The sequence below is a fragment of the Streptomyces sp. NBC_01260 genome (genome assembly GCF_036226405.1).
GTDB classification, from domain to species: domain Bacteria; phylum Actinomycetota; class Actinomycetes; order Streptomycetales; family Streptomycetaceae; genus Streptomyces; species Streptomyces laculatispora.
In genome coordinates, this window is record NZ_CP108464.1 from 857135 (window position 1) to 882656 (window position 25522).

Consider the following 25522-nt stretch of genomic DNA (forward strand, 5'->3'; position numbering starts at 1 on the left):
GGCCGGCGGGGAGCGCCCCCTGCACCGGCCGGCCTCAGCCCACCGGGACGGTGCCCGTCAGGTCACCGTGACGGGCTCCACCGCCGCGCCGTCCGCACCCGCTTCCTCCGGGTCCCGGGCACGCCGCTTCGCGATCACCGCGCACACCATGAGCTGCATCTGGTGGAAGAGCATCAGCGGCAGCACGGCGAGGCCCGCCTGCGCGCCGAACAGGACGCTGGCCATGGGCAGGCCGGAGGCCAGGCTCTTCTTCGAACCGGCGAACTGGATGGCTATGCGGTCCTCCCGGCCGAAACCGAGCCGCTTCGCCCCGTACCAGCTCAGCGCCAGCATCAGCGCCAGCAGCACCGCCTCGGCACCGAGCAGCGCCCCGAGCCGGGCCGGGGTGACCTGGTGCCAGATGCCGGCGACCATGCCCTCGCTGAACGCGGTGTAGACGACCAGCAGGATCGAGCCCCGGTCGACATGGCCGAGGATCTTCTTGTGCCGGGTGATGAAGCCGCCGATCCAGCGGCGCAGCAGCTGTCCCGCGACGAACGGCAGCAGCAGCTGGACGCCGATCCTCAGCAGCGCGTCCCCGGAGAACCCGCCGCCGCTGTTGCCGAGCAGCGCGGCCGCGAGCAGCGGGGTGATGAAGATTCCGGCGATCGAGGAGAAGGAGCCCGCGCAGATCGCCGCGGGCACGTTGCCGCGGGCGATCGAGGTGAAGGCGATCGACGACTGGATGGTCGAGGGGACCAGGCAGAGGAAGAGGAAGCCGCTCTGGAGCTGCGGCGTCAGTACGTACGGCACCAGCCCCCTGCTCGCCAGTCCCAGCAGCGGGAACGCGACGAACGTGCAGACCAGGACGGTGAGGTGGAGCCGCCAGTGCCTGACGCCGTCGAGGGCCTCGGCGGTGGAGAGCCGCGCGCCGTAGAGAAAGAAGAGGAACGCGACCGCTCCGGTGGAGGCGCCGCCCGCCACCTCGGCGGCCGCGCCGGAGGCCGGCAGCAGCGCCGCGAGTACGACGGTGCCGATCAACGCCAGGACGTACGGGTCGATCGGCAGCCAGGACGGCAACTGCAGGGTGCGGCGGCTCATGTGCTCCACGTGTTCTCTCGTTCAGGGTCGTGCCTTCCTTATCCTGCTCCCGATCACCGACATCGGGAATCCGGTATACCGCTCTTACTGTGATCACGGTTCGCGATAACGTGGCGCCATGTACGACCCCGCGCAGCTGCGCACCTTTCTCGCCGTCGCCCAGACACTGAGCTTCACCCGGGCCGCCCGCCGGCTCGGGGTGCGGCAGTCCACGGTGAGTCAGCACGTGCGGCGGCTGGAGGAGGCGACCGGGCGGCAGCTGTTCACCCGTGACACGCACCGGGTCGACCTCACCGTGGACGGCGAGGCGATGCTGGGTTTCGCCCGGACGATCCTGGAGGCCCACGAGCGGGCCTCGGCGTTCTTCACCGGCACCCGGCTGCGCGGGCGGCTGCGGTTCGGGGCCTCGGAGGACTTCGTGCTGACCCGGCTGCCGGAGATCCTCCAGTCGTTCCGCCGCGACCATCCGGAGGTCGAGCTGGAGCTGACCGTGGAGCTGTCGGGCACGCTGCACCAGCAACTGGCGGCGGGGCGGCTCGATCTGGTGCTGGCCAAGCGGCGGACCGGTGACACCCATGGGGAGCTGGTCTGGCAGGACGCGCTGATCTGGATCGGTGCGCCCCGGCTGCGGATCGACCCGGACCGCCCGGTACCGCTGATCCTCTTCCCGCCGCCGGGCATCACCCGGGCCCGCGCGCTGGAGGTGCTGGAGGGGCAGGGCCGCTCCTGGCGGGTCGCGTGCACCAGCGGCAGCCTCAGCGGGCTGACCGCGGCCGCCCACGCGGGGCTCGGCGTGATGGCGCACAGCCGGGGCCTGGTCCCGCCCGGACTGGTTCCGGTGCCGGCCAGGGCGGGGCTGCCGGAGCTCGGCGAGGTGGATTTCGTGCTGCTGCACGGCCGTCGCCGGGATGGTGCGCAGCAGGCCGCGGACGCGCTCGCGGCGGCGATCCTGGCGGGCGGCGACCGGCTGCTCCGCCCGCCGGGCGGGATCGGCGCGATCGGTGGACGGGACGGCGCATGACCCGGGCGGCCAGGGGGGAGAATCCACGGGACGCGGCGGTCTCCGCCGGGGCGGCCCAACCCGGTCAGGCCCGGCAGGTGCGGATCAACCTCCCGTAACCGTACGGAACGGCAGTGATCGCGGCGTACAGATTCGGTGGAGATTCCCGCGCGAGCCACTTACTCCTTGGTCGGAAGCGCGCCCGAGCCTTGCCCTTCTGGCCGGATTTCAGCCCCTGACCAGTGCAGACGCCACGTTGTGCGGGCGGTCTCGGACTCTCCCGCGGCGGCGCCCGGTGGGGTAGCGTCACGGCGCTGTGCGGAGCGCCACAAGGAGCAGGTCATTGCGCGAGTTCACTGTCCCACCCATGGCGGCCGCGCCCCACGTGGGCGGGCTCGCTGATGTGGTTTTCGACTATGCCGAGGAGGATCCGCACCGGGTCGCCCTCGGTCGCAAGGACGCGTCCGGACGCTGGCTTGATGTCACCTCTGCGACGTTCCGCGACGAGGTGCTCGCCCTCGCCAAGGGGCTGATCGCGCACGGCGTGCGGTTCGGCGACCGGGTGGCCCTGATGTCGCGCACCCGCTACGAGTGGACGCTCTTCGACTTCGCCCTGTGGGCGGTCGGCGCACAGTCCGTACCGGTCTATCCGACGTCCTCGGCCGAGCAGGTCCTGTGGATGCTCCACGACGCCGACGTCTCGGCGGTGATGGTCGAGCACGAGGACCACGCGATGACGGTCGCCTCGGTCATCGACCGGCTGCCCCAGCTGAAGCGGCTGTGGCAGCTGGACACCGACGCGGTGTCCGAGCTGGTCCTGGCGGGCGTCCATGTCGAGGACGAGGTGGTGCACCGGCACCGGCGGGCCGTGACGCCCGACTCGGTGGCGACCGTCATCTACACGTCGGGCACGACGGGGCGGCCCAAGGGCTGCGTGATCACACACGCCAACTTCATGTTCGAGACGGACACGATGGCGTCGCGCTGGGAGTCGGTCTTCCACTCCCGGCCGGGCGACGAGGCCTCGACGCTGCTCTTCCTGCCGCTGGCGCACGTCTTCGGGCGGATGGTGGAGGTCACGGCGATCCGCGGCCGGGTGAAGCTGGGCCACCAGCCGGAACTGTCGGCGAAGGCGCTGATGCCGGACCTGGTGACGTTTCGCCCCACGTTCATCCTGGCGGTGCCGTACATCTTCGAGAAGGTCTTCAACGGGGCCCGCCGCAAGGCCGAGGCGGAGGGCAGGGCCGGCCCCTTCGACAAGGCCGTGGACATCGCGGTGAAGTACGCCGAGGCGATGGAGGCGCGGGCGTTCGGGACCGGTCCCGGCCCGTCCGCCGGGTTGCGGATGCAGCACCAGTTCTTCGAGAAGGTCGTGTACAAGAAGGTGCGCGAGGCGATGGGCGGCCGGATCCGGCACGCCATGTCCGGCGGCTCGGGGATGGAGCGACAGCTCGGGCTGTTCTTCGCGGGGGCCGGTGTCACGGTGTACGAGGGGTACGGGCTGACCGAGTCGACCGCCGCGGCCACCGCAAATCCGCCGGAGCGCACCCGGTACGGCACGGTCGGGCAGCCGATCCCCGGCACCACGGTGCACATCGCCGAGGACGGCGAGATCTGGGTGCACGGCAGCAATGTGTTCTCCGGGTATCTGGGCGACCCGAAGTCCACCGACGCGGTACTGAACGAGGGCTGGCTGGCCACCGGCGACCTGGGTGCGCTGGACGACGACGGCTATCTGACGATCACCGGGCGCAAGAAGGAGATCCTGGTGACGTCCGGCGGCAAGAGCGTCTCACCGGCCGGTCTGGAGGAGCGCGTGCGCGCGCATCCGCTGGTGGCGCAGTGCATCGTGGTCGGCAACGACCGGCCGTACATCGCGGCCCTGGTCACCGTGGACCAGGAGTCCGTGGAGCACTGGCTCGCCATGCAGGGACGGCAGCAGCTGTCGCCGGGCGAACTGGTGCGGGACCCGGATCTGGAGATGGAGGTCCGGCGGGCGGTGGTGGCGGCGAACACGGCCGTGTCGCAGGCCGAGTCGATCCGGACGTTCCGGATCCTGGCGCATCAGTTCACCGAGGAGCACGGACTGCTGACACCGTCGCTGAAGCTGAAGCGCAAGGCGATCGAGACCGCGTACGCGGCCGAGGTGGACGCGCTGTACCGCTGAGCCGGCCGGAGCCCGTACCGCGGAGCCGGGAAGAAACGGCCCGGAGACGGGAATGTGCGGGACGACTTGATCGTTGAAGTTTCGAGTCCCACCTCCCAACGTAAGGATCGACCGCTCGTGAGCCAGGTCCCCTCCCTCACCCTCAACAACGGCGTCGAGATGCCGCAGCTCGGTTTCGGAGTCTGGCAGGTGCCGGACGACGAGGCCGCGAAGGCCGTCGCCACAGCCATCGAGTCCGGGTACCGGAGTATCGACACCGCCGCGATCTACGGCAACGAGGGCGGCACCGGCAAGGCCATCGCCGCCTCCGGTGTGGCCCGCGAGGAGCTCTTCGTGACCACGAAGCTGTGGAACAGCGAGCAGGGGTACGACTCGACGCTGCGCGCCTTCGACGCCTCGCTGGACAAGCTCGGCCTCGACTACGTAGACCTGTATCTGATCCACTGGCCGGTTCCGGCCAAGGACGCCTACCTGGACTCGTACCGGGCGCTCGAGAAGATCCACGCCGACGGCCGCGCGAAGGCCATCGGCGTCTCGAACTTCCTCCCCGAGCACCTGGAGCGGCTGCTCGGCGAGACCTCGGTCGTACCGGCGCTGAACCAGATCGAGCTGCACCCGCAGCTCCAGCAGACCGAGTCCCGCGCACTGCACGCCAAGCACGGCATCGCGACCGAGGCCTGGTCGCCGCTGGGTTCGGGCAAGGGCCTGCTGGAGGTCCCGACGGTCGTCGCGGTCGCCCGGAAGCACGGCCGCACGCCGGCTCAGGCGGTCCTCCGCTGGCACCTCCAGACCGGCCATGTGGTGATCCCCAAGTCCGTGACCCCGTCGCGGATCGCGGAGAACATCGATGTGTTCGGCTTCGAGCTGGACGACGACGACCTGGCCGCGTTCGCGGCGCTGGACGAGGGCAAGCGTCTGGGCTCGCACCCGGGCGAGTTCAACCTCGGCGCCTGAGCCGTGACGTTCCGCCGCTGATCCGCCCGTGACCGCCGTCCGGCCTCCGGCCGGGCGGCGGTTCGCCGTACGAAGGGACCGGAACATGACCGGGGACACCGCGCCCGTGGCCGGGGCGGGGCACTACCGGCTGCGCAATGTCGGCAGCGGGCTGGTGCTGGAGGTGCGCGACGGCGCGAAGGGCGGGGGCGCACCGGTGCAGCAGAACGAGGAGAACGGGTCGGCGGCCCAGCACTGGGAGTTCACCCCGGTCCACGAGGGCGCGGCCCTCCACCACGTGGTCAACGCGCACAGCGGCAAACGTCTGGACGTGCGGGGCGCCTCGACGGAGAACGGCGCGCTGATCCAGCAGTGGCGGGCCAATAACTTCGGCGCCCAGGAGTGGCTGGTCGAGCGGCACCTGGAGGCCCCGGGCACCGTCACCCTGGTCAACTTCGTGAGCGGCCTGGTCCTTGAGGTCGCCGACGGCAGTACGGCGAAGGGGGCGTCCGTCCAGCAGTGGGAGGACACCGACTCCCCCGGCCAGTGGTGGCGGCTGGAGCCGGTGTCCGCCGCCGCGTAGGGCGGCCGCGCTCAGGCCTTCCGGCCGAGATGGAACGTCCGGGCCATCAGCAGGAAGGTGTCGGTGCGCCGGTGCAGTCCGGCCGGGTCCTCGGGGTCGGTCAGCCGGTCGAGCACGGCGTTGTCCTCGGCGTCGAGCCGCTCGCCGATGCCCTCGCGGCGGCGGGTGAAGTCGGCGATGACATGGTCGCGTGCCACGTCGGTGAGGGGTGCGGGCAGGTCGAGCAGGAAGCTTCGGGTGCCCTGCGGGGCGAGGCCCACCGCGCAGAACAGGGCGGCCCAGTTCTCGGTCTCCCGCTTGGTGCCGGGCAGGTCCGCCCGCATCTGCTCGAAGGCCTCGGCCTGGATCACGTCGAGCCGCTCCTCCAGGCCGGGCCGGCCGAAGCCGATGTCGCGCGGGAGATGGCGCGGCTGGAGCCCGCCCTCGACGAGCACGACGGTGCCTCCGGGGCGCAGCAGCCCGGCGAATCCGGCCAGCGCGGCGCGCTGGTCGCCCATGTGGTGCAGGGCGTTGCCCGCCCAGATCAGGTCCGCCTCCCCCGCGCGTGCCAGGTCGCCGGGAAGGTCGGCGTGCAGGGTGGTGACCCGGTCGGCGAGCCCGAGCCGCTTCGCGCGGTCGCGGGTGCGCTCCAGCAGGGCCGGGGTGCCGTCGACGGCGACCACCTCGGCCTTTGGGAACACCTCGGCGAGCAGGCAGGCGATGACGCCCGGTCCGCTGCCGATGTCCAGCACCCGGCGGACCTCCGGGGCGTCGGGCAGACGGGCGATCCAGCGGGCCGCCGCCGTGTACTGCCCGGTGCTGAGTTCGGCGTTCTGCTCCAGCAGCGGGCCGATGGCGTCCCAGTCGAGATCGGCGGGGTCGTGATGGTGGGCATGGCCGCTCTCGTGCCGGTGGCCGTGGCCGCTGTCGTGGTGATGACCGTGACCGGTGTCGTTGCTCATGGGGACAGCCTCACCACACATCAAGCCACAGGCAAACTTTGTTGCCGATCCGGCAAGCCGCCACCGTTGCGGTAGTCCTGCGGGCCGACCCCGCGGACCCGTTTGAAAGCGGTGCTGAAGGCGAACGCCTGGCTGTAGCCGACCTTCCGGGCCACCGCCTCCACCGTCGCGTCCGTCTCCCGCAGCAGATCGGCCGCGACGGCGAGGCGCCAGCCCGTCAGGTACGCCATCGGAGGCTCCCCCACCAGTTCGGTGAAGCGCCGGGCGAGCCCGGCCCGGGAGACTCCGGTCCGGTCGGCCAGGGCAGCGACCGTCCAGGGGTGGGCCGGCTCGTTCTGGAGCAGCCGCAGCGCCTGGCCGACGACGGGATCACCCAGGGCCCGGTACCAGGCGGGGGCCTCGGCCCCGGGCCGGGAGAACCAGGTGCGAAGCGCGTCGATCAACAGCAGATCGAGCAGCCGGTCCAGCACCACGCTCTGCCCCGGCTCGTCCCTGGCGATCTCGTTGTCGAGCAGCGTCAGCAGCGGGCTGCTCCGGCCGCCGCCGGGGAGGAGGAGCAGTGCGGGCAGGGCGTCGAGGAGCCGTCTGCTGATCTCGCCGTCCAGCAGATAGGTGCCGACGAGCATGTTCGCCGCACCGTCAGGGGCGTTGCCCCAGGTGCGTACGCCCAGGTGCATGGACTGGGACAGCGGGTCGCCGCGCAGGGTGGTGCAGGTGCCGCCCGGCCCGATCCGGGTCTGCGGTGCGCTGCCGGGCCGGTCCGCGACGGTGTACGGCTCCGGGCCGCGCGCGATGGCCAGGTCACCGGGGCGCAGCAGCACGGGTTCGGCACCTTCGGCGGGAGCGATCCAGGCCTCGCCCGCGGTCATGGACATCAGGCAGAGCGGGGCCCGGTCCTCGATCCGTACGGACCACGGCGGTTCCATCACCATCCGCAGCAGGAAGGCCCCCCTGGCCCGCGGCCCGTCCAGAAGTCCGGCAAGTGCGTCCATGGGCAGCAGCGTAGACGTTCGCGTAGGGAGCTGAGCGGCTGAGGCATGGAACGGGCGGGGCTGTCCGGCGAACCTTGGTTCATGACAAACGACATGACGGACCAGCAGCAGGAAACCCGCACGGCACGCCCGGTACTGGTGACGAGCGGGACGGGCAAGACGGGCCGCCGGGTGGTGGAACGGCTCGCCGCGCGCGGGGTGCCGGTGCGGGCCGGATCACGCAGCGGTGAGGTCGTCTTCGACTGGGCGGACGAGTCGGGCTGGGAGGCCGCGCTGCGGGGTGCGGACGCGGCGTACATCGCGTACTACCCCGATCTGGCGGCGCCCGGGGCCCCGGAGGCGATGGCAGCCTTCGGACGGATCGCGCGGGGCTGCGGGGTGCGGCGGCTGGTGCTGCTGTCGGGGCGGGGCGAGCCGCAGGCGCTGGTCGCGGAGGAGGCGCTGCGCGAGGCAGCCGGGAACGCCGAACTGACAGTGGTGCGCTCGGCGTTCTTCGCGCAGAACTTCAGCGAGGGCGCGCTGCTCGACGGGGTGCTGGGCGGCGAGCTGGTGTTCCCGGCCGGCTCCACCGCCGAGCCGTTCGTGGACGCCGGGGACCTCGCCGACGTGGTGGCCGCGGCGCTGTGCGGGGAGGACGGCGCGGGACAGGTGCACGAACTGACCGGCCCCCGGCTGCTGACCTTCGCCGAGGCGGCCTCGGAGATCGCCCGGGCGGCCGGGCGCGAGGTGCGCTACGTCGCGGTGACGGGCCCCCAGTACGCGGCGATGCTGGCGGAGTTCGGCGTACCGGAGGCGGAGGCGGGCTTCCTGGCAGAGCTGTTCGCGACGCTGCTGGACGGGCACAACGCCACGGTCACGGAGGGCGTCAAGCAGGCTCTGGAACGTGACCCGTCGTCGTTCACCGCCTTCGCCGCCGAGGCCGCGCGGAACGGGGCCTGGGACGCGTAGGGCGGTGGCGCGGCACGGGCGGGATGCCGGGGGCGTCACGCGTGGGCCGAACCCGGCCGGCGGCGGAATGCCAGCAGCCGCTACTCCGGTTCGGCGCGGCGCCGGTCCCGGCCGGGCAGCGCGGTCGGGACCTCGGTGAGCCGTTCGGCCGCCGCCCCGGGCAACGCCAGACGCGAGGCGTAGTAGCCCGAGTTGTACCGGTGAGCGGTGCGGCCGGCGCGCGCAGGACACTCCCCTGCCGCGTCGGCCAGCGGTCCCCTTGCGTGTGCAGCCCTCACGCCCTACCATCCTGAACATGTTCAGTGAACACGTTCAGTCACGAGCGGCGAAACGGGAGGCGACACGGCGCAAGGTGTTGTCATCGGCCGAACGGCTGTTCCGCGAGCAGGGATTCGGCTCCAGCACGATCCGACAGATCGCCACGGACGCCGAGGTGAGCACTGGCACCGTCATGTCAGTCGGCGACAAGGACGCTCTGCTCGTCGCCATCTTCGACACCTGGATCGCCGCCGTGCACCACGGCCGGGAGGGCCGGGACGAGCAGGACGACGAGACACCGCTGCCCCCCGCCGCGGTGGCCCAGGAGGTCCTGGATCTCGTCGAACCCTTCATCACCTACTTCGCCCTCGATCTCGAACTGTCCCGGGAATACGCCGCGGTCATCGTCCGCGGCACCCATGAATCAGAGGTCTTCCAAGCCCTCGCCCGGGCCTTGCTCACCGAGCTGGAGACCCTCCTGGCCCGCACCCCGATCACCGCCACCGGTGCGGGCGCCGGCGCACGCACCCTCTACTTCGCCTACCTGGGCATCCTCATGACCGTCGGCAACGGCGCCCTCGACCAGCGGGCCGCGATCGCCCAGTTCCAGGAAGTCATCCATTTCGTCGTCCACCGCGAAGGAGCTCAACGATGATCAGCACTCCCGACCCGTGGTGGCCGACCGCACTGCTTGCCCTGGTGCTGTTCTCCGACGCGCTCATGTCGGTGCGTCCCCCGGCGTTCATTCAGCAATGCCTGGAAGGAGTGCGCTTCCCCCGCGACTGGTGGTGGGCGCTTGTAGTCGTCAAGCTCCTGGCGGCGGCAGGGCTTGTCGTCGGACTCCGGTATACGGGTGTCGGCGTGACGACCAACGTCGCGGTGATCGCCTACTTCGTGTGCGCCGCCTACGCCCACTACAGGGCGCGGTTCCTCAAGCAGGAGTTCTGGCTGAACTGCCTGGGGATGCTCGCGTTGTCGACGGCCGTCCTGTTTCTGTCACACCTGTCCGCGATCTGACGAGGAGTCCGCCACTGCCCCGCACGCAGATCCTGGGCGGGGTGCTCCCGTCCGCAGCCCTGGAACCCGCCTGACCACTCCGTCCGGCTCCACCGCCACGATGCCCTCGTCCCGGCCGAGGAGCGGGTTCGACTCGTGCGGCACGCCGGTCCTGACCACAGGCGACTCACCACGCAACAGCTCCTGCTGCAGGGCTTCCAGCCCGGCTCCCGAGTCCGTGCCGAGCTCGTCGCGCAGCTCACGGCGGTACGCCTCGTACCGCACCAGCACGGCGGACGGGCCCGCCGTCGCCGCCTCGCCGCACAGCTGCTCGGCGAGCACTTCCTCGTCGCGCGGATGCTCCGAGGCGGCCGCGGCCAGCGGCCCGGCCGCCTCCGAGTGCCGTCCCAGGCGGGCGAGCGCGAGCGCCCGCGCGCGTACGAGCGTGCCGCAGACGGGGGCGTGCCCGGTGCGCAACGCGGCTACGGGGTCGGCGGTGTCACCGGGCCCGTCATGGGTGCCCTCCCACAGCGTGAGCCCGGCCTCGGCCGCGGCCGGCGATCCCGCGTGGTCCCCGGCCCTGGCCCGGTCCGCGCTTGCGGCCCGGACCACCTGGCCGGCCAACTCCTACCGCCTGGCGACAACTTCACCGGAGGCGCGGGCGAATCCGGACTCGGTCATGGTCTTCTTCTCCTCCGGAGTCCGCACGAACAGGCTCAGTCGCCGAGGATCCGCTCCCACAGCAGCCCGTCCCGCCAGCCCCCGTCGAGGAAGATCGCGGAGTGCGCGACGCCGTACGGGCTGAACCCGTTGCGGCGCAGCACCCGCTGCGACGGCAGATTCTCCAGATTGGTGGACGCCTCGGCGCGGTGCAGTCCGAGTTCGTCCGTCATCACCCGGAGTACGAGCCCGACGGCGTGCCCGGCGTGCCCCTGGTTCTGGGCGACACCGGCAATCCAGTACCCGACGGAGCCGCGGCGCAGATGCGGCTGCGGCAGGATGCCTCCGACGGTGACCTGCCCGATCACCTCGTCGTCGGCGAGCACCACGCCCGGCCAGACCGTGCCGGCCCGGTATCCGGCCAGCAGTCCGTCGATCCGCTCCGCCTGGCCCCGCGGGGTGAAGAAGTCGGCCGGCTGGGCCGGTTCCCACGGCCGGAAGGCCTCGACGTCCCGCACCCGATGCGCGGCGATCGGGGCGGCGTCGGCGGGCTCGATCAGGCGGATCCTGGTGCTGCTGGGCATGGGCTGATCCTCGTCGCGGTGCTTCGGATGAGACGGCCAGCGTATGCGGGGGTGTCCGCGCCGCCGCACCCCGCGCCCTGCGCCCCGCACCCCGCGCCCCGCGCCCGCGAAAGGATCGAGTCGATCGCGCAGCCCGTACTCTCGCCGGAGTACCCGGTCTCAATTGCCAGCAAGCCACCTGGGCCATAACTTGCCTTTATGGAGCTGGAGTTGCGCCATCTGCGAACCGTACGTGCCATCGCCGACACCGGAAGCCTCACCAAGGCGGCCGCCGCGCTCGGGCTCGCGCAGCCCGCGTTGAGCGCACAGCTGCGGCGGATCGAGAAGGCGCTCGGGGGCCCGTTGTTCGACCGGGACCACACGGGCGCGCGGCCGACGCCACTGGGTGAGCTGGTGCTCGAACGGGCCCGGGTGGTGCTGCCCGCCGTCAGTGAGCTCCAGGAGGAGGCGGTGCGGTTCGCCAACGCGCGGGGGGCCATGGAGCGGTTCCGGCTCGGCGGCACGCACGGACCGCTGCTCGGCGGCCTCGTCGACCGGCTGGCCGCGGCGCACCCGGCCGCGCCGGTGTCCACGTACACCTCCTGGTCGGTGACTGAGCTGGCTGCCCAACTGAGCGACGGGCGGCTTGACTTCGTGCTCATCGGCGCCTGCGGTGAGAGCCCGCCGCCGGACGCGGACCGGCTGACGTGGCAGGTCGTCGGGATCGATCCGGTCTTCGTGATGCTGCCGGAGAACCATCCGCTGGCAGGCGAGCCGGAGCTGGAGCTCTCCGCGCTGGCGGGCGAGTGCTGGGCCGATGTGCCCGGAGAGGGCTGTTTCGCGGACTGTTTCGTGGCCGCCTGCGCGCGGGCGGGCTTCAGCCCGGTGTCGGTGTACGAGACGGACACCGCGTCCGTCGTCCATCTGGTGCAGGTGGGACGGGCCGTCGGGCTGTGCCGGGCGACGTTCCCCCCGACGCCTGGCGTGGTGACCCGTCCGATCACCGGGTCGCCGCTGAGCTGGCGCCATCTGCTGGGCCGGCATCCGCGCTCGGCGGCCGCGTCGGCGGCGGCCGGAGCGGTGATCGGACACACCCGGGCGGCGTACGCCGAGGCGGTGGAGCGCAGCGACAGCTGCACGCGCTGGCTGGCCGCGCACCCCCGCTTCGGAGCGACGCCCTGACGGGCCGCGGGCCGCGCCTACCGCGCCCCGTGGCCGGCGGCGACGGCCGCCACCCTGGCGGCGAGGGCCAGGTCCTTCTCGGTGACCTTCCCGCCGGCGTCGTGGGAGTTCACCGAGAGCGCGACGGTGTCGTACCCGAGCGTCAGATCGGAATGGTGGTTGAGCTCGTCCTGGATCTGCGCGACATGGACGGTGAGACCGGCGGCGGCGAAGTGCGAGGGGAGCCGGTAGGTGCGGGTGATCCGGTCCCCCTCCAGCGTCCAGCCGGGCAGTTCGCGCAGCCGGTTCTCGATCTCGTTCTTCGGCAGCGGTGCGGCGGGCATACGGCGGCTCCCTCACTCGTGGTCGGTGCCGGTCGGCGGTGCCGGTGACGTTACGGTCTCGGTATGACAACTGTCGCGCTTGACACGGGGGTAGGGCCGCTGCTGCGCAGCTGGCGGGAGCGGAGCCGGATCAGCCAGCTGGAACTTGCGCTGCGGGCCGACTCCTCGGCCCGCCACATCTCCTTCATCGAAACGGGCCGCGCCCGCCCCAGCGAGGAGATGGTCCTGCGGCTGGCGGAGCACCTGGACGTGCCCGTACGGGAACGCAACGCCCTGCTGGTGGTGGCCGGTTACGCCCCTCGCTACACGGAGACCGCGCTCGACGACCCCGCGATGGGCGCGCTGCGCGAGGGGATGGACCGGCTGCTTCAGGGGTACGACCCGTATCCGGCGCTCGTCGTGGACGGCATGTACAACGTGGTGGCGGCCAATCAGGGGATCGTCCGGCTGACGGCCGGGGTGGCGGAGCATCTGCTCGCGCCGCCGCTGAACGCGATGCGGCTCACCCTGCACCCGGAGGGGCTGGCCCCCCGGATCCACAATCTGCGGGAGTGGCGGGCCGATCTGCTGGCGCAGATGGAGCGTCAGATCGCCCTGGTCCGTTCGGCGGAGTTGCGTGAGCTGTACGAGGAGGTCGCGGGCTATCCGGTGGGGCCGAGGACGGATGGTCAGGAGTGGGACGAGCCCTCGTCGTCGGTGCCGTTCGCGCTGCCGCTGCTGATCGAGCAGGACGGCCGGCTGCTCTCGTTCATCGCGTCCATCGCCACGTTCAACACACCGATGGACGTGACGGTCGCGGAGCTGGCCATCGAGACGTTCCTGCCCGCCGACCCGGAGACCGCGGCGTATCTGCGGTCCCTCGTTCCCTGACGGTGTCCTTCCGTGCTCCCTCGCTCGCGGGAGAGATGTGTCCGCGGCTCCTCGCCTGCCGGCGAGAGGCGTTCCCGGCCCTCATTTCTTGACGACGGGCAGGGTCCACGGACCGTCCGCCCGCGCCAGGATCCGCGCGGCCAGGCACACGACCGCGAGGATCGCCACGGCCAGGACCAGTGGCAGGGTCGGATGTCCGTGCAGCACGGCCACGGCTCCGACGAGGGCGCCGGCCAGCATGGCGGCGGCCGAGAGGATCCGGCGGCCGGCCCTGCTGCCGCCGCCCCCGGCGAGCCGTCCGTCGGAGGCGATGCCGGTGATGGTCAGGGTCAGCACGGTGGTGGTGAGGTCGGGTACGGCGAGCGCCCGCGATACGGCGTTCTGCACACCCAGGCCCAGGGCGAGCAGCACGATGAGGGCGAACCGCACGCCGCCGTCGTACGGGCTGCCGGAGATCAGCGTGACGACCAGGGCGGCCAGTACGCACAGAGTCTCGACGCACAGCGCGTGCAGCAGCATGCGGCCGCGGTGGGCGTGGGAGTGGTGGACGATCAGTCCGCCGGCCAGCGCCCCGGCCGCGAACGCGCCGAGCGCGACGAACGAGGCGGCCAGGGAGAAGCCGGGGGCTCCGGCGAACGCGAAGCCGGAGAAGACCACATTGCCGGTCATGTTCGCGACGAAGACCCGGCCCAGTTGCAGATAGCTGACGGCGTCGACCAGTCCGGTGACGACGGTCAGGGCGAGCATCAGCGGCGGCAGCGGTCCGTGCCGGTCGTCCATGTCCGGTACGAGGGTGGTCCATGCCTCACGCAGTACGACGGGCACCGGCATGCTCCGATCACGAGGTGGTTGATCAGGATTGTGCCGTTGCGCCCGGTGCGAATGCCACGACCGACGCGCGTCGCCCCCGCGCGCCGCTCGGGCGGCGCGGGGGCGACGGAGTGCCGACGGGGCTACACACGGGCCCCGTTGTCGAGCGGGTCCCGGCGCCCGGCGCCGGACCTGCCGCGCGAGGCGCTCTTGCGGACGGGCGGCGGGGCCTTGCTGCCGCGCTCCAGAAGGAGTGCAGCCGGCACCGCGGTCATGACCGAGGAGTACGTCCCGACGACGATGCCGATCAGCAGCGCGAGGGCGAAGTCCGCGAGCGAGTCACCGCCCAGGACGGCCAGCGCGACGAGGATGAACAGGGCGCCCATCCCGGTGTTGACGGTTCTGGGAATCGTCTGCAGAACGGCCCGGTTCGCCACTGTCCCGAGCGGCTCCCGGCGGGCCTTGGCCCACAACTCCCTCACCCGGTCGAAGACCACCACCGAGTCGTTGACGGAGTACCCGATGACGGTGAGAAGCGCGGCCAGGAAGATGCCGTCCACGGTGCGTCCCAGCCAGGCGAAGGCGCCCACCAGAATGATCACGTCGTGGACCAGCGCCCCGACCGAGGCCACCGCGAACGTCCAGCGGAACCGGACGGCCAGATAGACCAGTTGGACGAGGACGGCGATGGCCAGCGCGATCAGGGCGTTGCGCCGCAGTTCGTCGCCCAGGCTGGGGCCGATGAGTTCGTCCCGGACCTTGGTGGTCTCGCCGCCCTCCTCGGCCAGGGCAGCGCGCAGCGCGTGTTCGCCGGCGTTGTCGAGATCCCCGGTGCGCACCGAGATGTCGCCCGCACCCGCCGTGGTGACCTCGGCGTCGGCGAAGCCCGCGCCGGCCAGCGCGGAACGGGCGGTCTCGACGTCGACGGGGCGGCTGGTCGCGTACTCGACGAGGCGGCCCCCGGTGAATTCGACGCCGAGGTTGACCCCGCGCACCAGGATGCCGGTCACCGCCACGGCGATCAGCACCGTGGAGATGAGCAGCCAGCGGCGCGGGGACCGCATCAGCTGCGGATCGCGGCGATTGAGCCAGGTCCGTACCCGGCCCGGGCCGGCGATGCCGTTGATGCCCCGGTAGTCGCCGACGAATGTGGAGCCCGCGGCGATCTCGGTGAGGGCGCGGGCGATGACCAGTGCGGAGAACATCGACGCGAGGACGCCGATGCCGAGCGTGACGCCGAAGCCCTTGACGGGGCCCGAGCCGAGGAAGAAGAGCAGTCCCGCCGCGATCAGTGTCGTCACGTTGGAGTCGGCGACGGCGCTCCAGGCGTGCCGGAACCCGGCGGTCAGCGAGGTGCGCAGGGACCGGCCCGGATACTGTGCGTGTTCCTCCCTGGCCCGTTCGAAGACCAGCACGTTGGCGTCGACCGCCATCCCGATGGCCAGCACGAATCCGGCGAGTCCGGGCAGGGTGAGCGTGACGCCGAGGGCGACGAGCCCCGCGTACGAGATCACTCCGTAGGCGCCGAGGGCGACGGCGGCGAGCGCGCCGAAGAGCCGGTAGACGACGGTGATGAACAGTGCCGTGGCCGCGGCGCCGATGAGGGCGGCGCGGGCGCTGGCGTCGATGGCGGCGGCGCCGAGCGTCGGTCCGACGGTCCGCTGCTCGACGATCTCGACGGGCACCGGCAGCGCACCGCCCTGGATCAGCAGGGCGAGCTCGCGGGCCTCGTCGGCACTGAAGGAGCCGGTGATCTGGGTGGAGCCGGAGGGCAGACCGGTGTTGCAGCCGACGGTCGGGGAGACCTGCGGCGAGGAGATCACCTGCTTGTCCAGGACGATGGCGACCCGGCGCCGCTCGTCCTGGACCGGGTGGCAGGCAGCCTCCCCGGTCAGCCGGGTCCAGTCCCGGCCGGCGTCCTTGTGGAAGTCCAGGGAGACGGACCAGCCGGCGCCCTGCTGGGCGTCGAACGAGGCGGAGGCCTCCTTGACGCCCGCGCCGGAGAGCGCGACAGGGCCCAGTGCGAGCCGGCTGCCCTGCTCGTCCGGGAGCGTCAGCCCGGCCGCGGTATCGGAACCCTCGAGCGCTCCGGGGCCCTGCACGGCATGGAAGGTCAGCTGGGCGGTTCTGCCGATGACCTCGGCGGCCTTGCGCGGGTCCTGGACGTCCGGGAGTTCGACGATGATCCGGTCCTCGCCGGAGCGGGTCAGGGTCGGTTCCGCGACGCCGAGCGAGTCGATGCGCTTGCGCAGCACCTCCAGGGTGCGGTCGGTGCTCTCGCGGTCCGCCTTCGCGGTGTCGGAGTCCTTGGCCTGCAGCACCATTCTGGTGCCGCCCTGGAGATCGAGGCCGAGTCTGGGGGACATGGTCAGCGTGATGAGCACGGCGACGAGCAGAACGGCAGCAGCCAGAACCGCCCGCACCGTGGTGGCGCGAGTCATGGGAATCCTCCGAGGGGCGCCGGGCCCCTCGGTCAGGGCGCCACGGCAGGTGTGCGGGACGGGACCGGTGGCAGGTCCCACGGCCGGTGAACGGCCGTACCTGGAGGCCCGCGCACACCGGGAAGCGCGGTGCGGAAGCGGTCGGCGGCGGCCGGGGGTCCGGCGAGGGCGCATCCGGGGACGGGGTGCGGCAGCGGGAGGCCGGGCGGGCGCGGGAGGGGGGCCCCGGGGCCGTGCGGCGGGAGGTGCTGAGGGGGACGGGGGTGTTCGGCGGCGGCCCACGGCCGGGGCACGGTCACCGGTGCCGGCCGGAGGCTCCCGGCGGCGGCGCGGGTACGGGGGCGGGGGACGTCGTGGGCGCCGGGCGTCCGGCCGGTTCGGTCCGTGCGCACGGTCCGCTCCGTGCGCACGGGGTGCGTGCCCACGGTCCGGCTCGTGGTCTCCGTACGGCCGGGGTGCGGGGCGGCCGGCCGGGCTCCGGCCGGGTGACCGGCGAAGGACAGCGGACCAGTCGTGGCCCCGGCGGGGACCGCGGCGGCGGCGGGCGCGCCGCCGGCGACGGTGAGGACGGCGAGGAGCAGCGCGGCGAGGAACTGCCGCGCCGAAGCCGCGCGTCGGCGGTGCGCCGGGGTGTCCGGCCGGTCCCGCCGGTGCGCGTCGCCCCGGGACGCCCCCGGGAGGGGGGTCACCCGGCTCGGCCGGGCAGGGCCGGTGCGGCGTTGGCGTGGCGGAGCACGGAGCTGAGGAACAGCCCGGCCCCGCGGACGACCGTGGTCGCCGGGTCGTCCGGGAGACGGACCGGAACGCCGAGGCGCACCGCGATCCGGTTGGTGACGTCCGGGCGCAGCGCACCGCCTCCGGCGAGCAGCGGGCCCTTGCGCAGCGCGCCGAGCACCGCGCCGTGGCGGTCCTGCTGCCACATCGCCATGACCATGTCCAGGACGGCCCGGACGACGGCGGTGGGCGGATCGCCGGGCTCCAGGTCGCTGAGCCCGGTCTCGGCCAGCCGCGCGTCGCGGACCAGCCCGTCTACCAGGAGCGTCGCCTCCGTCAGCTCGGCACCGATGTCGACGACGAGCAGCGGACCGCCGTCCTGCGGGCCGGCGTATGCGGCGGCGGCCCTGGCGCTGTCCAGGACGATGACGCTCGACGGGCCGAGCGCGGCAAGGATCTCCCGTGCGGCGGCGCGGTGTTCGGGGCCCGCGAGTACGGGGTGGCTGAGGACGATCATCGTGTCGCTGCGGTCGGCGCCCAGTGCCGTATCGGCGATACGGCCGAGCATCCGCCCGCAGGACTCGGTGTCGACGATGCGTCCGCGCCGGACCGGGCTGCCCTGGCCGTACTCACCGCCGGGACCGTTTCCGGTGTCGGCGACGACGCCCTGCCCGGGGATCCAGGCACGGGTCCGGGAGCTGCCGAGGTCGATCGCGAGCCCCCGGGTCGCTCCCCGGTGCTGCCGGTGAACGGAGCGAACGTGTCGCTGTCCGTCGCGCAAAGAACGCATCGCCCCTCACCCCCGGCTTGCTGTCGCAGCCGTGCACACCCATTGACCCGCTGATAGCGAGGCATGACCGAGCCCTCACTATGCAATAGGTAGGCAAAGAAAGCCACTCTTGCGTAAAATCCAAGGGATTGGCCTCACGCCTCGGACGGCAGGAACTCCTCGATCAGTTCGGCGAACTCCTGCGGGGCGGCGATCCGGATGCCCAGGTCCTCCGCCTTGGTGCGCTTGGACCCGGCCTTCTCACCGGCCACCAGCAGCGTGGTGCGCTTGGAGACGCTGGAGGAGGCCTTCCCTCCGGCCCGCTCGATCAGCTCGTTCATCTCATTGCGCGAGAGCTTCTCCAGCGCGCCCGTCATGGCCCCGGTGACCACCACGGTCATCCCGCTCAGCGGCCGCCCGTCCACGCCCTCACCGTCCGCGTCGGCCTCCTCGCCCGGCTCCGGGGGCGGGGTCGCGCCCGGCTCCGTCATGTTGACCCCGGCGCCGACCAGCTTCTCGATCAGCGGGGCCAGCTCCACCAGCTCCGCGACGACACCCGCGGCCTTCTCCTTGCCGATGCCGTCGACGAGCTGGAGCGCCTCGGCGTCTGCGGCCCTGATGCGGTCCATGTCCGCGAAGTACCGGGCGATCCGCCGCGACATGGAGCGTCCGGTCCCGCGCACCCCCAGGGCGCAGAACACCCGCGAGAGCGGCTGGGCGCGCGCCGTGTCGATCGCGGCCAGCAGGTTGTCCGTACTGGTGTCGCCCATCCGCTCCAGTCCGAGCAGCTGTTCGCGCTCCAGCGCGAACAGATCGGCGAAGTCGGCGACCAGCCCGGCATCGACGAGCTGGACGACCCGGGTCGCACCGAGGCCCTCGATATCCAGCTGGTCGCGCCCGGCCGCGTACGAGATGGAGGCGACGAGGCGGCAGTTCCGGCCACGGACGCAGCGCCAGCGCTGCTCGCTCGTGTCGATCTCGGAACCGCACTGCGGACAGGCCTCGGGGAAGACGACCGGCTGCTCCTCGCCGGTCCGCAGGTGGGCCACGGGGGCCTCGATCCGGGGAATGATGTCGCCCGCCTTGTAGACCATCACATGGTCGCCCAGCCGCAGATCGCGGCGGGTGATGTCGGCCGGGTTGTGCAGCGTGGCGTAGCCGACGGTCGATCCGTCGATCTCGACCGGCTCCAGCACCGCACGCGGCGCGATGATGCCGGTCCGGCCCACATTCCACTCGACGCCGAGGAGCCGGGTGACCTTCTCGACGGCCGGCAGCTTGTACGCGATGGCCCAGCGCGGTGCGCGGGTGCCCGAGCCGGCGTCGTGCTGGTCGGCTGCGAGGTCGGCCTTGATCACGATGCCGTCGATCCCGAAGGGCAAGGAGGCGCGCAGCGCCGCGATCTCCTCGACCCGCAGCTGGACGTCCTCGACGGTGGTGACGGTGCGCGGTGCCACGTCCGTGCCGGCCGCGGTGTGCACGCCGAGGTCCGCGGCACGTCCGAGGACCTCGCTGTGGGGCAGCCCGGCCAGGGTGCCGGTCAGCTCGCCGGAGTCGGGCAGCGGCAGCGCGCCGTACGCGAAGAACGTCATCTCCACGGTGTAGGGGCGGTCCTTGGCACGCAGGGTGCCCGCCGCGCCGTTGCGCGCGTTGGCGAAGGGGGCGCCGCCGTGTTCGGTGCGGACCGTATTGGCCTGTTCGAACTGCTCGGTCGTCATCAGGATCTCGCCGCGCATCTCGATCGTGACCGGCTCGGTGAGCTGCGCGGGAAGCCCGACGACGGTGCCGATCGCGTGCGAGACGTCCTCGCCGGCCGTGCCGTCGCCGCGGGTGACCAGCTGCTCCAGCCGGCCCTCGCGGTAACGGGCGGCGACCGCGAGCCCGTCGAGCTTCGGCTCGACGCTCCAGGCGGCGACGGGCCTGCCTATCCGGCGCTCCAGCGAAGCGGTCCAGGTGACGAACTGCTCCGCCGAGAAGACGTTGTCCAGGGAGAGCATCGGCACGGTGTGCGGCACGTCCCCGACGACCGCGCCGCCCGCCACCTTGCCGGTCGGCGAGTCGGCCAGCACATCCTGCGGATGGTCCTGCTCGTACGCGGCGATCCCGCGTGCCAGCCGGTCGTACGCGTCGTCGTCGAGCGTGCTCTCGCCCGTGGCGTAGTACGCGGCGGCGGCCTGCGACGCCTCTTCGACCGCGACGGCGTAGGCAGCGGTATCGGCGAGCACAACAGCTGAGTTCGTCATGTCCTCCATCCTGCCGCCCACCACTGACAACGCCCCCGCAGCGGTGTCCGGCTGCCGGCCCGCGGCCCCCTCGGACCCCCGCCGGCCCCCGTATGTGACGGCGCGTCCGCGACGGTATCGACGCCATCGTGAACTGCGGGGCCGACGGCACCCCCTGACCGGCCACTGCCCACCGGCCGAACCGCCGTTGTCCGTCCGATGCCCGCCCGGGGCCCCGACCTGCTTCCGGGCCCGTCCACCCGACGCTGGTGCGGCGGCGGTCGGCCTGACGCCGCCGCCGTCGCGGGCGGTCAGCCTCGCGCGCCGGTGCCCGCGTCGGCGCCGTCCGCCCTGTCCGCCTGGCCCACGGGCACCTGCGGCCCCGAGACCTCGTTCAGCCAGCGTCTCAGGACCCGGTGCACCGTCTCCGCGCCGACCAGTTCGGCCGGCCGCTCCTCCCCCTCGGCGGCTGCCGCGTCGAGCGGGTCCGTCATCCCGCGCGGCCAGAGCAGGAAGGGCCGGGCCTGTTCACCGCCCAGGCCGCCGTGCGAACCGATCTGCTCCTCGAAGGCGTGCACCGTGCCCGTTGCCGGGTCGTACATCGAGTTGACCATCACATCGGCGACGTGCGGGAAGGTGTCGGTGCGCCGGACCGCGGCCGCCGCCCCCGCGCCGAAGGGGGCCAGCGGCCCGTCTCCGTCCCGCAGTTCCGCCACCGGGACCAGGGCGCCGCCGCGCCCCAGCACCACCGATCCGTGGCTCTCGCTGCGCACCAGCAGGAAGCCGATGCCGGGGTGGTTGGCGAGCGTGCTGAGCAGCGCGGGGTGGCGGCGGTCGAGCTGCTCCAGCGAGGCGCGTCCCGCGATGTCGGGGAAGGAGATCAGGCCGAGGTTGCCGGAGGCGAGAACGACCGGGTCCGAGGGGTTCGCCAGGTTCTCCTGCAGGTCCCCGTCGACCGGCCGGTGAAGCGCGATCCGTACCGCGTCACGCGCCTCGGAACCGCTCCGGGTGCGCTGCGCCCGGCGGGGTACCGGCAGTCCGCTGCCCGCCCGCACCAGGTCCTTCAGCGTCAGTCCGTACATCGCCGCGAAGGTCTCCCCCGGGCTCTGGCCGTGGTCGGACAGGAGCACGATCCGGTACGTGCGCGGGGTGTGTTCGGCGACCTTGACGATCAGGGCGAGCGAGCGGTCCAGCCGGGCGAGGACCTTCTCCGCGTCCCGGCTCCGCGGCCCCGAGTGGTGGGCCACCTCGTCGTACGCGACCAGGTCGGCGTAGACCGCGGTCCGTCCGGCGAACATGTCGCCCATGACGGCGGCGACCACCACATCGCGTTCGACGACGGTCGCGAAGGCCCGGATGAAGGGGTAGAGGCCGCCGCGCTTGATCCGGGGCGTCTCCTTGCGGATGCGCGCCCGGGTCGACTGGCCTATCTCCCTGCCGACCTCGGCGACGAACGACAGCGCGGTACGGACGGCGTTGGCCGGATCGGCGAAGTAGGCGAAGTACCCGGCCCGGGAGCGGCGTCCCTTGCCGCGCCTGGCGGCCATCGACAGGACGAGCGCGAGCTGGTCGGCGCCGCCGCTGAAGAGGTTGCCGCGGCCGGCGCCGTCGAGCGTGAGCAGTCCGCCGTCGTGGGTGCGCACGACGGCCCGGCGCTGCATTTCGAGGGCGCTCGCGGGTCTGCTGGAGACCATGACGTCGCCGGTCTCCTTCTCGTACCAGCGGAAGGCCGGGATGTCGTAGTTGCTGCCGTGCAGGATGCCGAGCTGGCTGGCGCCGGTCTGGCTGGACCAGTCGGTGCGCCACGGGGTGAGCCGGTGACCGGCCCCGTCGGCCAGCCAGTGCGCGACGGTCGGCATCAGGCCGTCGGCGGCGGCCTGCGCGAGGACGTCGTGGCCGACTCCGTCGAGCTGTATGAAGACGGTGCCGGGCGGCCCCCCGTCCGCGCCGTCGTCCCTGCCGCTGCGGCGGCGGCGCCGGTCCGCGAGGCGCGACAGCCGGCGGCGGTAGGCGTTGTCGTCACGGACGGCGAGCGCGGTGGAGGTCGCCGAGGCGACGGCGGACATCACGGCCGCGACGACGACCGCCATCTGCGGATCGGCCGCGCCGCGACCGTCCGGGATGAGCCGCAGCGCTATCAGCAGCAGCGAGCCGTTGAGGAAGAAGACCAGCATCCCGAGGACGAGTGCCGGCACGATGAGCAGTGCCCGTACCAGCACCGGCCAGACCAGTGCGGAGAGCAGACCGAACGCGCCCGCGCCCCATGCCGCGGTGAAGGCGGTCTTGGTGATGCTGTCGCCGTCGTCCGACTGGAGCTGGAAGTCCGGCAGAATCCCGGCGAGCACAAGCATCGTGAGCGTCGAGACCGCCCACACCACAATCACCCGCATCAGGGCGCTGCCGGCTGTTCGCCATCGCCCGTCACCCACGCCGCTGCCACCTCACGTCCGGGCCCCGCCGTTCCGGGCCCTGCCCCAGTTTTTCACAGCGGGACGGCCGGCTCCGCCGACGGGCTCCGGCCGGGCCGGTCAGCAGCCGTCGTAGCCTGCGGTCGGCATGGAGAGCCTGCGGTGCACGCCGGCTTTCGTCCGGGAGCTGTAGAGCGGCTCGTCGAGACCTGCGATCTCCAGGCGTACGCCACGCCGCTCGCACTCCTCGGTGAAGCGCGGCACCGACGCGACGGCCCGTGCGAGCACCCGGTCGTTGGGCGCGACGAAGAGTTCGACCTCGCCGCCCTCGACATCGGCCCAGAGCGCCTGGTGGTCGGGACGCAGTCCGTAGAGGCGCAGCTGCCGGGTGACCACGTAACCCTTGTCGGCGGCCCAGCGGGCGCACATGTCGTGCTGGCTGCGGGTGTCCACGAGAAACGGGTCGCTGTCGAGTTCCTCCAGCGGCGTGAGACTGGCGATGGCCGCCACCCGTACGTCCCCCATGGCCGTTCTCCCCGTGCTAGGCGTTCTGCGACCCTACGCCCCCGGTTCCCGTACAAGAAGGCGCATGTCAGGACGGGAAGGGGGCGCACGGGAGCAGGTGCGCCGGCCGCCGACGCGGCGGAGGGCGCACCTGCCGGTGGGGTCAGCCGTCGAGCGAGGTCATGACGTGCTTGATCCGGGTGTAGTCCTCGAAGCCGTAGGCGGAGAGGTCCTTGCCGTAGCCGGACTTCTTGAACCCGCCGTGCGGCATCTCGGCGACCAGTGCCATGTGTGTGTTGATCCACACACAGCCGAAGTCGAGGTTCTTGGACATCCGCATGGCGCGGGCATGGTCCTTGGTCCACACCGAGGAGGCCAGGGCGTAGTCGACGCCGTTGGCGTACGCGACGGCCTGGGCCTCGTCCGTGAACGACTGGACGGTCATCACGGGCCCGAAGACCTCGTTCTGGACGATCTCGTCGTCCTGCTTGAGGCCGGAGACCACGGTCGGGGCGTAGAAGTAGCCCTTCTCGCCGACCCGGTGGCCGCCCGCCTCGACCCTGGCGTGCTCGGGGAGCCGCTCGATGAAGCCGCTGACCTGGGCGAGCTGTCCGGCGTTGTTGAGCGGGCCGTAGAGCACGTCCTCGTCGTCCGGCTGCCCGGTCCTCGTGTCGGCGGCGGCCTTGGCCAGCGCGGTGACGAACTCGTCGTGGACGGATTCGTGGACCAGGATCCGGGTGGCGGCGGTGCAGTCCTGCCCGGCGTTGAAGAAGCCGCCGACTATCAGGTCCTCGACCGCCTTCGCCAGGTCCGCGTCCTCGAAGACGACCGCGGGCGCCTTGCCGCCGAGCTCCAGGTGGACCCGCTTGACGTCGAGGGCCGCGCTCTGGGCGACCTGGATGCCGGCCCGTACCGAACCGGTGATGGAGGCCATCGCCGGGGTCGGGTGCTCGACCATCAGCCGGCCGGTCTCGCGGTCGCCGCAGACCACGTTGAAGATCCCGCGCGGCAGGTCCAACGACTCCAGGACCCCGCCGATGATCCCGGCGATCAGGGCGGTCGACGCGGGGGTGGTGTCGGACGGCTTGAGCACCACCGCGTTGCCCGCGGCGAGCGCCGGGGCGAACTTCCAGACGGCCATCAGGAGGGGGTAGTTCCACGGGGCGACCTGGGCGCAGACGCCGACCGGTTCGCGGCGGATGATCGAGGTCATGCCGTCCATGTACTCGCCGGCCGAGCGGCCCTCCAGCAGCCGGGCGGCACCCGCGAAGAAGCGGACCTGGTCGATGGCGGGGGCCAGTTCCTCGCTGCGGGTGAGGTGCAGCGGCTTGCCGGTGTCCCGGCTCTCGGCGGCCACCAGTTCGTCGGCCCGCGCCTCCATGGCGTCCGCGATCCGCAGGAGGGCCAGCTGGCGCACGGCGGGGGTGGTGTCGCGCCAGACGGGGAAGGCGGCAGCGGCGGCGGCCATCGCCGCGTCGACGTCGGCGGCTCCGGAGAGCGGGGAGGTCGCGTAGACCTCGCCGGTCGCCGGGTCCACGACATCGAGTGTGCGGCCGTCCGAGGCATCCGCGGGGACACCGTCGATGAAGTTGCGGAACGTGATGGTCATACGGGGAGAACCGGTTTCTCTCGTGGTCGGGCGGCGTTACGGGCCGGGAGGCGGGCGGCGGTGCCGCGCGGGTCAGCCGGCCGTACGGGCGGACAGGTGCTCGTGGACGGCGGGCCAGCTGCCGTCGTCGGCGCGGGCGAAGACGATCGTCTCGCGCTCGTGGACCGTCTCCCGGCCCTCCCTGGTGGAGATGGTGGTCTCCACATCGTGGCTGAAGACGGCGGTGGAGCCGAGGTGCTGGATCAGCTGCCCGGTCGAGACGCAGCCCAGGACGCGGAAGTCGTCCTGGTCCACCCACTCCTGCCAGAGCACGCGGTACTCGGCGGTGGAGCCGAGCCGCTGCGGGGTGGAGTGGAAGACGAAGGTCGCGTCGGGGGCGAAGGCGCCGAAGTAGTCGTCGAGGCGGCCCTCGGCGAAGGCGGCGACGAGCGCGTCGGCGGCGGCGCGGATCTGCTCGGTGTCCCGGACGGGCGTACTCATGGACGGCTCCTGGATGCGGGGGCGGGGCGGGTGCGGGAGGCGACGGGCGGTTCGAGGCGGCGGGAAGCG

General features: G+C 72.3%; 24 protein-coding genes and 1 pseudogene. 9 read left to right on the plus strand and 16 right to left on the minus strand.

All coding sequences use genetic code 11. From position 1 onward, the window contains the following. Positions 1 to 57: 57 nt before the first annotated feature. Complete coding sequence (locus tag OG322_RS03880) at positions 58 to 1080, minus strand: bile acid:sodium symporter family protein (RefSeq protein WP_329306040.1); 1023 nt, start codon at positions 1078 to 1080, stop codon at positions 58 to 60. Between the two features lie 118 nt (positions 1081 to 1198). On the opposite strand from OG322_RS03880, the gene OG322_RS03885 reads away from it, so the two are divergent. The 4 genes from OG322_RS03885 (at position 1199) to OG322_RS03900 (ending at position 5763) form a co-directional block, all read left to right on the plus strand. Next, positions 1199 to 2101: a LysR substrate-binding domain-containing protein gene (locus OG322_RS03885; RefSeq protein ID WP_207316621.1), complete on the plus strand. Its 903-nt coding sequence runs from the start codon at positions 1199 to 1201 to the stop codon at positions 2099 to 2101. A 346-nt stretch (positions 2102 to 2447) separates the two neighbouring features. Next, positions 2448 to 4247 (plus strand): AMP-dependent synthetase/ligase, encoded by a 1800-nt coding sequence (locus OG322_RS03890; RefSeq protein WP_123464155.1) that lies wholly within the window; start codon positions 2448 to 2450, stop codon positions 4245 to 4247. Positions 4248 to 4364: 117 nt separating this feature from the next. Beyond that, the gene (locus OG322_RS03895; RefSeq protein WP_329306041.1) at positions 4365 to 5201 is read left to right on the plus strand and encodes an aldo/keto reductase; all 837 of its coding nucleotides are present in this window, start codon (positions 4365 to 4367) and stop codon (positions 5199 to 5201) included. 85 nt (positions 5202 to 5286) lie between these two features. Continuing rightward, the gene (locus tag OG322_RS03900; protein ID WP_329306042.1) at positions 5287 to 5763 is read left to right on the plus strand and encodes an RICIN domain-containing protein; all 477 of its coding nucleotides are present in this window, start codon (positions 5287 to 5289) and stop codon (positions 5761 to 5763) included. A gap of 11 nt (positions 5764 to 5774) precedes the next feature. Here the strand turns inward: OG322_RS03900 and OG322_RS03905 are convergent, their stop codons facing one another. Further along, positions 5775 to 6704: a class I SAM-dependent methyltransferase gene (locus tag OG322_RS03905; RefSeq protein ID WP_123464149.1), complete on the minus strand. Its 930-nt coding sequence runs from the start codon at positions 6702 to 6704 to the stop codon at positions 5775 to 5777. A gap of 20 nt (positions 6705 to 6724) precedes the next feature. Further along, on the minus strand, positions 6725 to 7696 hold the full coding sequence (locus OG322_RS03910) for an AraC family transcriptional regulator (protein ID WP_124285651.1): 972 nt from the start codon (positions 7694 to 7696) through the stop codon (positions 6725 to 6727). 81 nt (positions 7697 to 7777) lie between these two features. Between OG322_RS03910 and OG322_RS03915 the strand changes: the two genes are divergently transcribed. Beyond that, complete coding sequence (locus OG322_RS03915) at positions 7778 to 8644, plus strand: NmrA family transcriptional regulator (RefSeq protein ID WP_329306043.1); 867 nt, start codon at positions 7778 to 7780, stop codon at positions 8642 to 8644. Positions 8645 to 8724: 80 nt separating this feature from the next. On the opposite strand, the gene OG322_RS03920 is transcribed toward OG322_RS03915, so the two are convergent. Then, entirely contained in the window at positions 8725 to 8922 is a 198-nt protein-coding gene (locus OG322_RS03920; protein ID WP_206432426.1) for a hypothetical protein, read from the minus strand. 17 nt (positions 8923 to 8939) lie between these two features. On the opposite strand from OG322_RS03920, the gene OG322_RS03925 reads away from it, so the two are divergent. Together OG322_RS03925 and OG322_RS03930 are read left to right on the plus strand one after the other, a co-directional pair. Next, a complete protein-coding gene (locus tag OG322_RS03925; protein WP_124285649.1) occupies positions 8940 to 9557 on the plus strand; it encodes a TetR/AcrR family transcriptional regulator in 618 nt (205 codons plus the stop codon). Then, complete coding sequence (locus OG322_RS03930; RefSeq protein WP_123464142.1) at positions 9554 to 9919, plus strand: DoxX family protein; 366 nt, start codon at positions 9554 to 9556, stop codon at positions 9917 to 9919. The genes OG322_RS03925 and OG322_RS03930 overlap by 4 nt, the downstream gene beginning before the upstream one ends. Positions 9920 to 10006: 87 nt before the next feature. Here OG322_RS03930 and OG322_RS03935 read toward each other — a convergent pair. Both OG322_RS03935 and OG322_RS03940 read right to left on the minus strand, forming a co-directional pair. After that, positions 10007 to 10501 (minus strand): annotated as a pseudogene (locus OG322_RS03935) (BTAD domain-containing putative transcriptional regulator); the annotation flags it as partial. A 113-nt stretch (positions 10502 to 10614) separates the two neighbouring features. Further along, on the minus strand, positions 10615 to 11142 hold the full coding sequence (locus OG322_RS03940) for a GNAT family N-acetyltransferase (RefSeq protein ID WP_123464140.1): 528 nt from the start codon (positions 11140 to 11142) through the stop codon (positions 10615 to 10617). A gap of 198 nt (positions 11143 to 11340) precedes the next feature. Here OG322_RS03940 and OG322_RS03945 point away from each other — a divergent pair, with 198 nt between their 5' ends. Then, positions 11341 to 12303, plus strand: coding sequence for a LysR family transcriptional regulator (locus OG322_RS03945; RefSeq protein ID WP_123464138.1), 963 nt, complete (start codon positions 11341 to 11343; stop codon positions 12301 to 12303). A gap of 17 nt (positions 12304 to 12320) precedes the next feature. Here the strand turns inward: OG322_RS03945 and OG322_RS03950 are convergent, their stop codons facing one another. After that, positions 12321 to 12626, minus strand: coding sequence for a 4a-hydroxytetrahydrobiopterin dehydratase (locus OG322_RS03950; RefSeq protein WP_123464136.1), 306 nt, complete (start codon positions 12624 to 12626; stop codon positions 12321 to 12323). A 63-nt stretch (positions 12627 to 12689) separates the two neighbouring features. Here OG322_RS03950 and OG322_RS03955 point away from each other — a divergent pair, with 63 nt between their 5' ends. Continuing rightward, entirely contained in the window at positions 12690 to 13496 is an 807-nt protein-coding gene (locus OG322_RS03955; protein ID WP_123464134.1) for a helix-turn-helix domain-containing protein, read from the plus strand. Positions 13497 to 13577: 81 nt separating this feature from the next. Here OG322_RS03955 and OG322_RS03960 read toward each other — a convergent pair whose 3' ends face one another. The 9 genes from OG322_RS03960 to OG322_RS04000 form a co-directional block, all read right to left on the minus strand. Then, positions 13578 to 14321 (minus strand): YoaK family protein, encoded by a 744-nt coding sequence (locus tag OG322_RS03960; protein ID WP_123466325.1) that lies wholly within the window; start codon positions 14319 to 14321, stop codon positions 13578 to 13580. A 128-nt stretch (positions 14322 to 14449) separates the two neighbouring features. Continuing rightward, positions 14450 to 16747, minus strand: coding sequence for a protein translocase subunit SecD (gene secD / locus OG322_RS03965; RefSeq protein WP_329306044.1), 2298 nt, complete (start codon positions 16745 to 16747; stop codon positions 14450 to 14452). 32 nt (positions 16748 to 16779) lie between these two features. Further along, on the minus strand, positions 16780 to 17436 hold the full coding sequence (locus OG322_RS03970) for a hypothetical protein (protein WP_185095492.1): 657 nt from the start codon (positions 17434 to 17436) through the stop codon (positions 16780 to 16782). Continuing rightward, positions 17433 to 18251 carry a rod shape-determining protein gene (locus OG322_RS03975; RefSeq protein ID WP_123464130.1) on the minus strand — a complete coding sequence of 273 codons (819 nt, stop codon included), beginning with the start codon at positions 18249 to 18251 and terminating at the stop codon, positions 17433 to 17435. Before OG322_RS03975 ends, OG322_RS03970 begins: the two co-directional genes overlap by 4 nt. Positions 18252 to 18385: 134 nt before the next feature. Then, positions 18386 to 20482 carry an NAD-dependent DNA ligase LigA gene (gene ligA / locus OG322_RS03980; RefSeq protein WP_329306045.1) on the minus strand — a complete coding sequence of 699 codons (2097 nt, stop codon included), beginning with the start codon at positions 20480 to 20482 and terminating at the stop codon, positions 18386 to 18388. Between the two features lie 281 nt (positions 20483 to 20763). Then, the gene (locus OG322_RS03985; RefSeq protein WP_206432425.1) at positions 20764 to 22881 is read right to left on the minus strand and encodes a phage holin family protein; all 2118 of its coding nucleotides are present in this window, start codon (positions 22879 to 22881) and stop codon (positions 20764 to 20766) included. A 99-nt stretch (positions 22882 to 22980) separates the two neighbouring features. Beyond that, positions 22981 to 23385 (minus strand): hypothetical protein, encoded by a 405-nt coding sequence (locus OG322_RS03990; RefSeq protein ID WP_123464126.1) that lies wholly within the window; start codon positions 23383 to 23385, stop codon positions 22981 to 22983. 142 nt (positions 23386 to 23527) lie between these two features. Further along, complete coding sequence (locus tag OG322_RS03995) at positions 23528 to 24973, minus strand: gamma-aminobutyraldehyde dehydrogenase (protein ID WP_123464124.1); 1446 nt, start codon at positions 24971 to 24973, stop codon at positions 23528 to 23530. Between the two features lie 72 nt (positions 24974 to 25045). Further along, positions 25046 to 25453 carry a YybH family protein gene (locus tag OG322_RS04000; protein ID WP_123464122.1) on the minus strand — a complete coding sequence of 136 codons (408 nt, stop codon included), beginning with the start codon at positions 25451 to 25453 and terminating at the stop codon, positions 25046 to 25048. Positions 25454 to 25522: the final 69 nt, after the last annotated feature.

Coding starts and splice junctions, on each gene's coding strand:
- OG322_RS03990 (WP_123464126.1), bottom strand. CDS start 23,385: ATGGGGGACGTACGGGTGGCGGCCATCGCCAGTCTCACGCCGCTGGAG.
- ligA (WP_329306045.1), bottom strand. CDS start 20,482: ATGGAGGACATGACGAACTCAGCTGTTGTGCTCGCCGATACCGCTGCC.
- OG322_RS03905 (WP_123464149.1), bottom strand. CDS start 6,704: ATGAGCAACGACACCGGTCACGGTCATCACCACGACAGCGGCCACGGC.
- OG322_RS03890 (WP_123464155.1), top strand. CDS start 2,448: ATGGCGGCCGCGCCCCACGTGGGCGGGCTCGCTGATGTGGTTTTCGAC.
- OG322_RS03945 (WP_123464138.1), top strand. CDS start 11,341: ATGGAGCTGGAGTTGCGCCATCTGCGAACCGTACGTGCCATCGCCGAC.
- OG322_RS03915 (WP_329306043.1), top strand. CDS start 7,778: ATGACAAACGACATGACGGACCAGCAGCAGGAAACCCGCACGGCACGC.
- secD (WP_329306044.1), bottom strand. CDS start 16,747: ATGACTCGCGCCACCACGGTGCGGGCGGTTCTGGCTGCTGCCGTTCTG.
- OG322_RS03930 (WP_123464142.1), top strand. CDS start 9,554: ATGATCAGCACTCCCGACCCGTGGTGGCCGACCGCACTGCTTGCCCTG.
- OG322_RS04000 (WP_123464122.1), bottom strand. CDS start 25,453: ATGAGTACGCCCGTCCGGGACACCGAGCAGATCCGCGCCGCCGCCGAC.
- OG322_RS03910 (WP_124285651.1), bottom strand. CDS start 7,696: ATGGACGCACTTGCCGGACTTCTGGACGGGCCGCGGGCCAGGGGGGCC.
- OG322_RS03975 (WP_123464130.1), bottom strand. CDS start 18,251: ATGCGTTCTTTGCGCGACGGACAGCGACACGTTCGCTCCGTTCACCGG.
- OG322_RS03885 (WP_207316621.1), top strand. CDS start 1,199: ATGTACGACCCCGCGCAGCTGCGCACCTTTCTCGCCGTCGCCCAGACA.
- OG322_RS03950 (WP_123464136.1), bottom strand. CDS start 12,626: ATGCCCGCCGCACCGCTGCCGAAGAACGAGATCGAGAACCGGCTGCGC.
- OG322_RS03900 (WP_329306042.1), top strand. CDS start 5,287: ATGACCGGGGACACCGCGCCCGTGGCCGGGGCGGGGCACTACCGGCTG.
- OG322_RS03880 (WP_329306040.1), bottom strand. CDS start 1,080: ATGAGCCGCCGCACCCTGCAGTTGCCGTCCTGGCTGCCGATCGACCCG.
- OG322_RS03955 (WP_123464134.1), top strand. CDS start 12,690: ATGACAACTGTCGCGCTTGACACGGGGGTAGGGCCGCTGCTGCGCAGC.
- OG322_RS03995 (WP_123464124.1), bottom strand. CDS start 24,973: ATGACCATCACGTTCCGCAACTTCATCGACGGTGTCCCCGCGGATGCC.
- OG322_RS03925 (WP_124285649.1), top strand. CDS start 8,940: ATGTTCAGTGAACACGTTCAGTCACGAGCGGCGAAACGGGAGGCGACA.
- OG322_RS03940 (WP_123464140.1), bottom strand. CDS start 11,142: ATGCCCAGCAGCACCAGGATCCGCCTGATCGAGCCCGCCGACGCCGCC.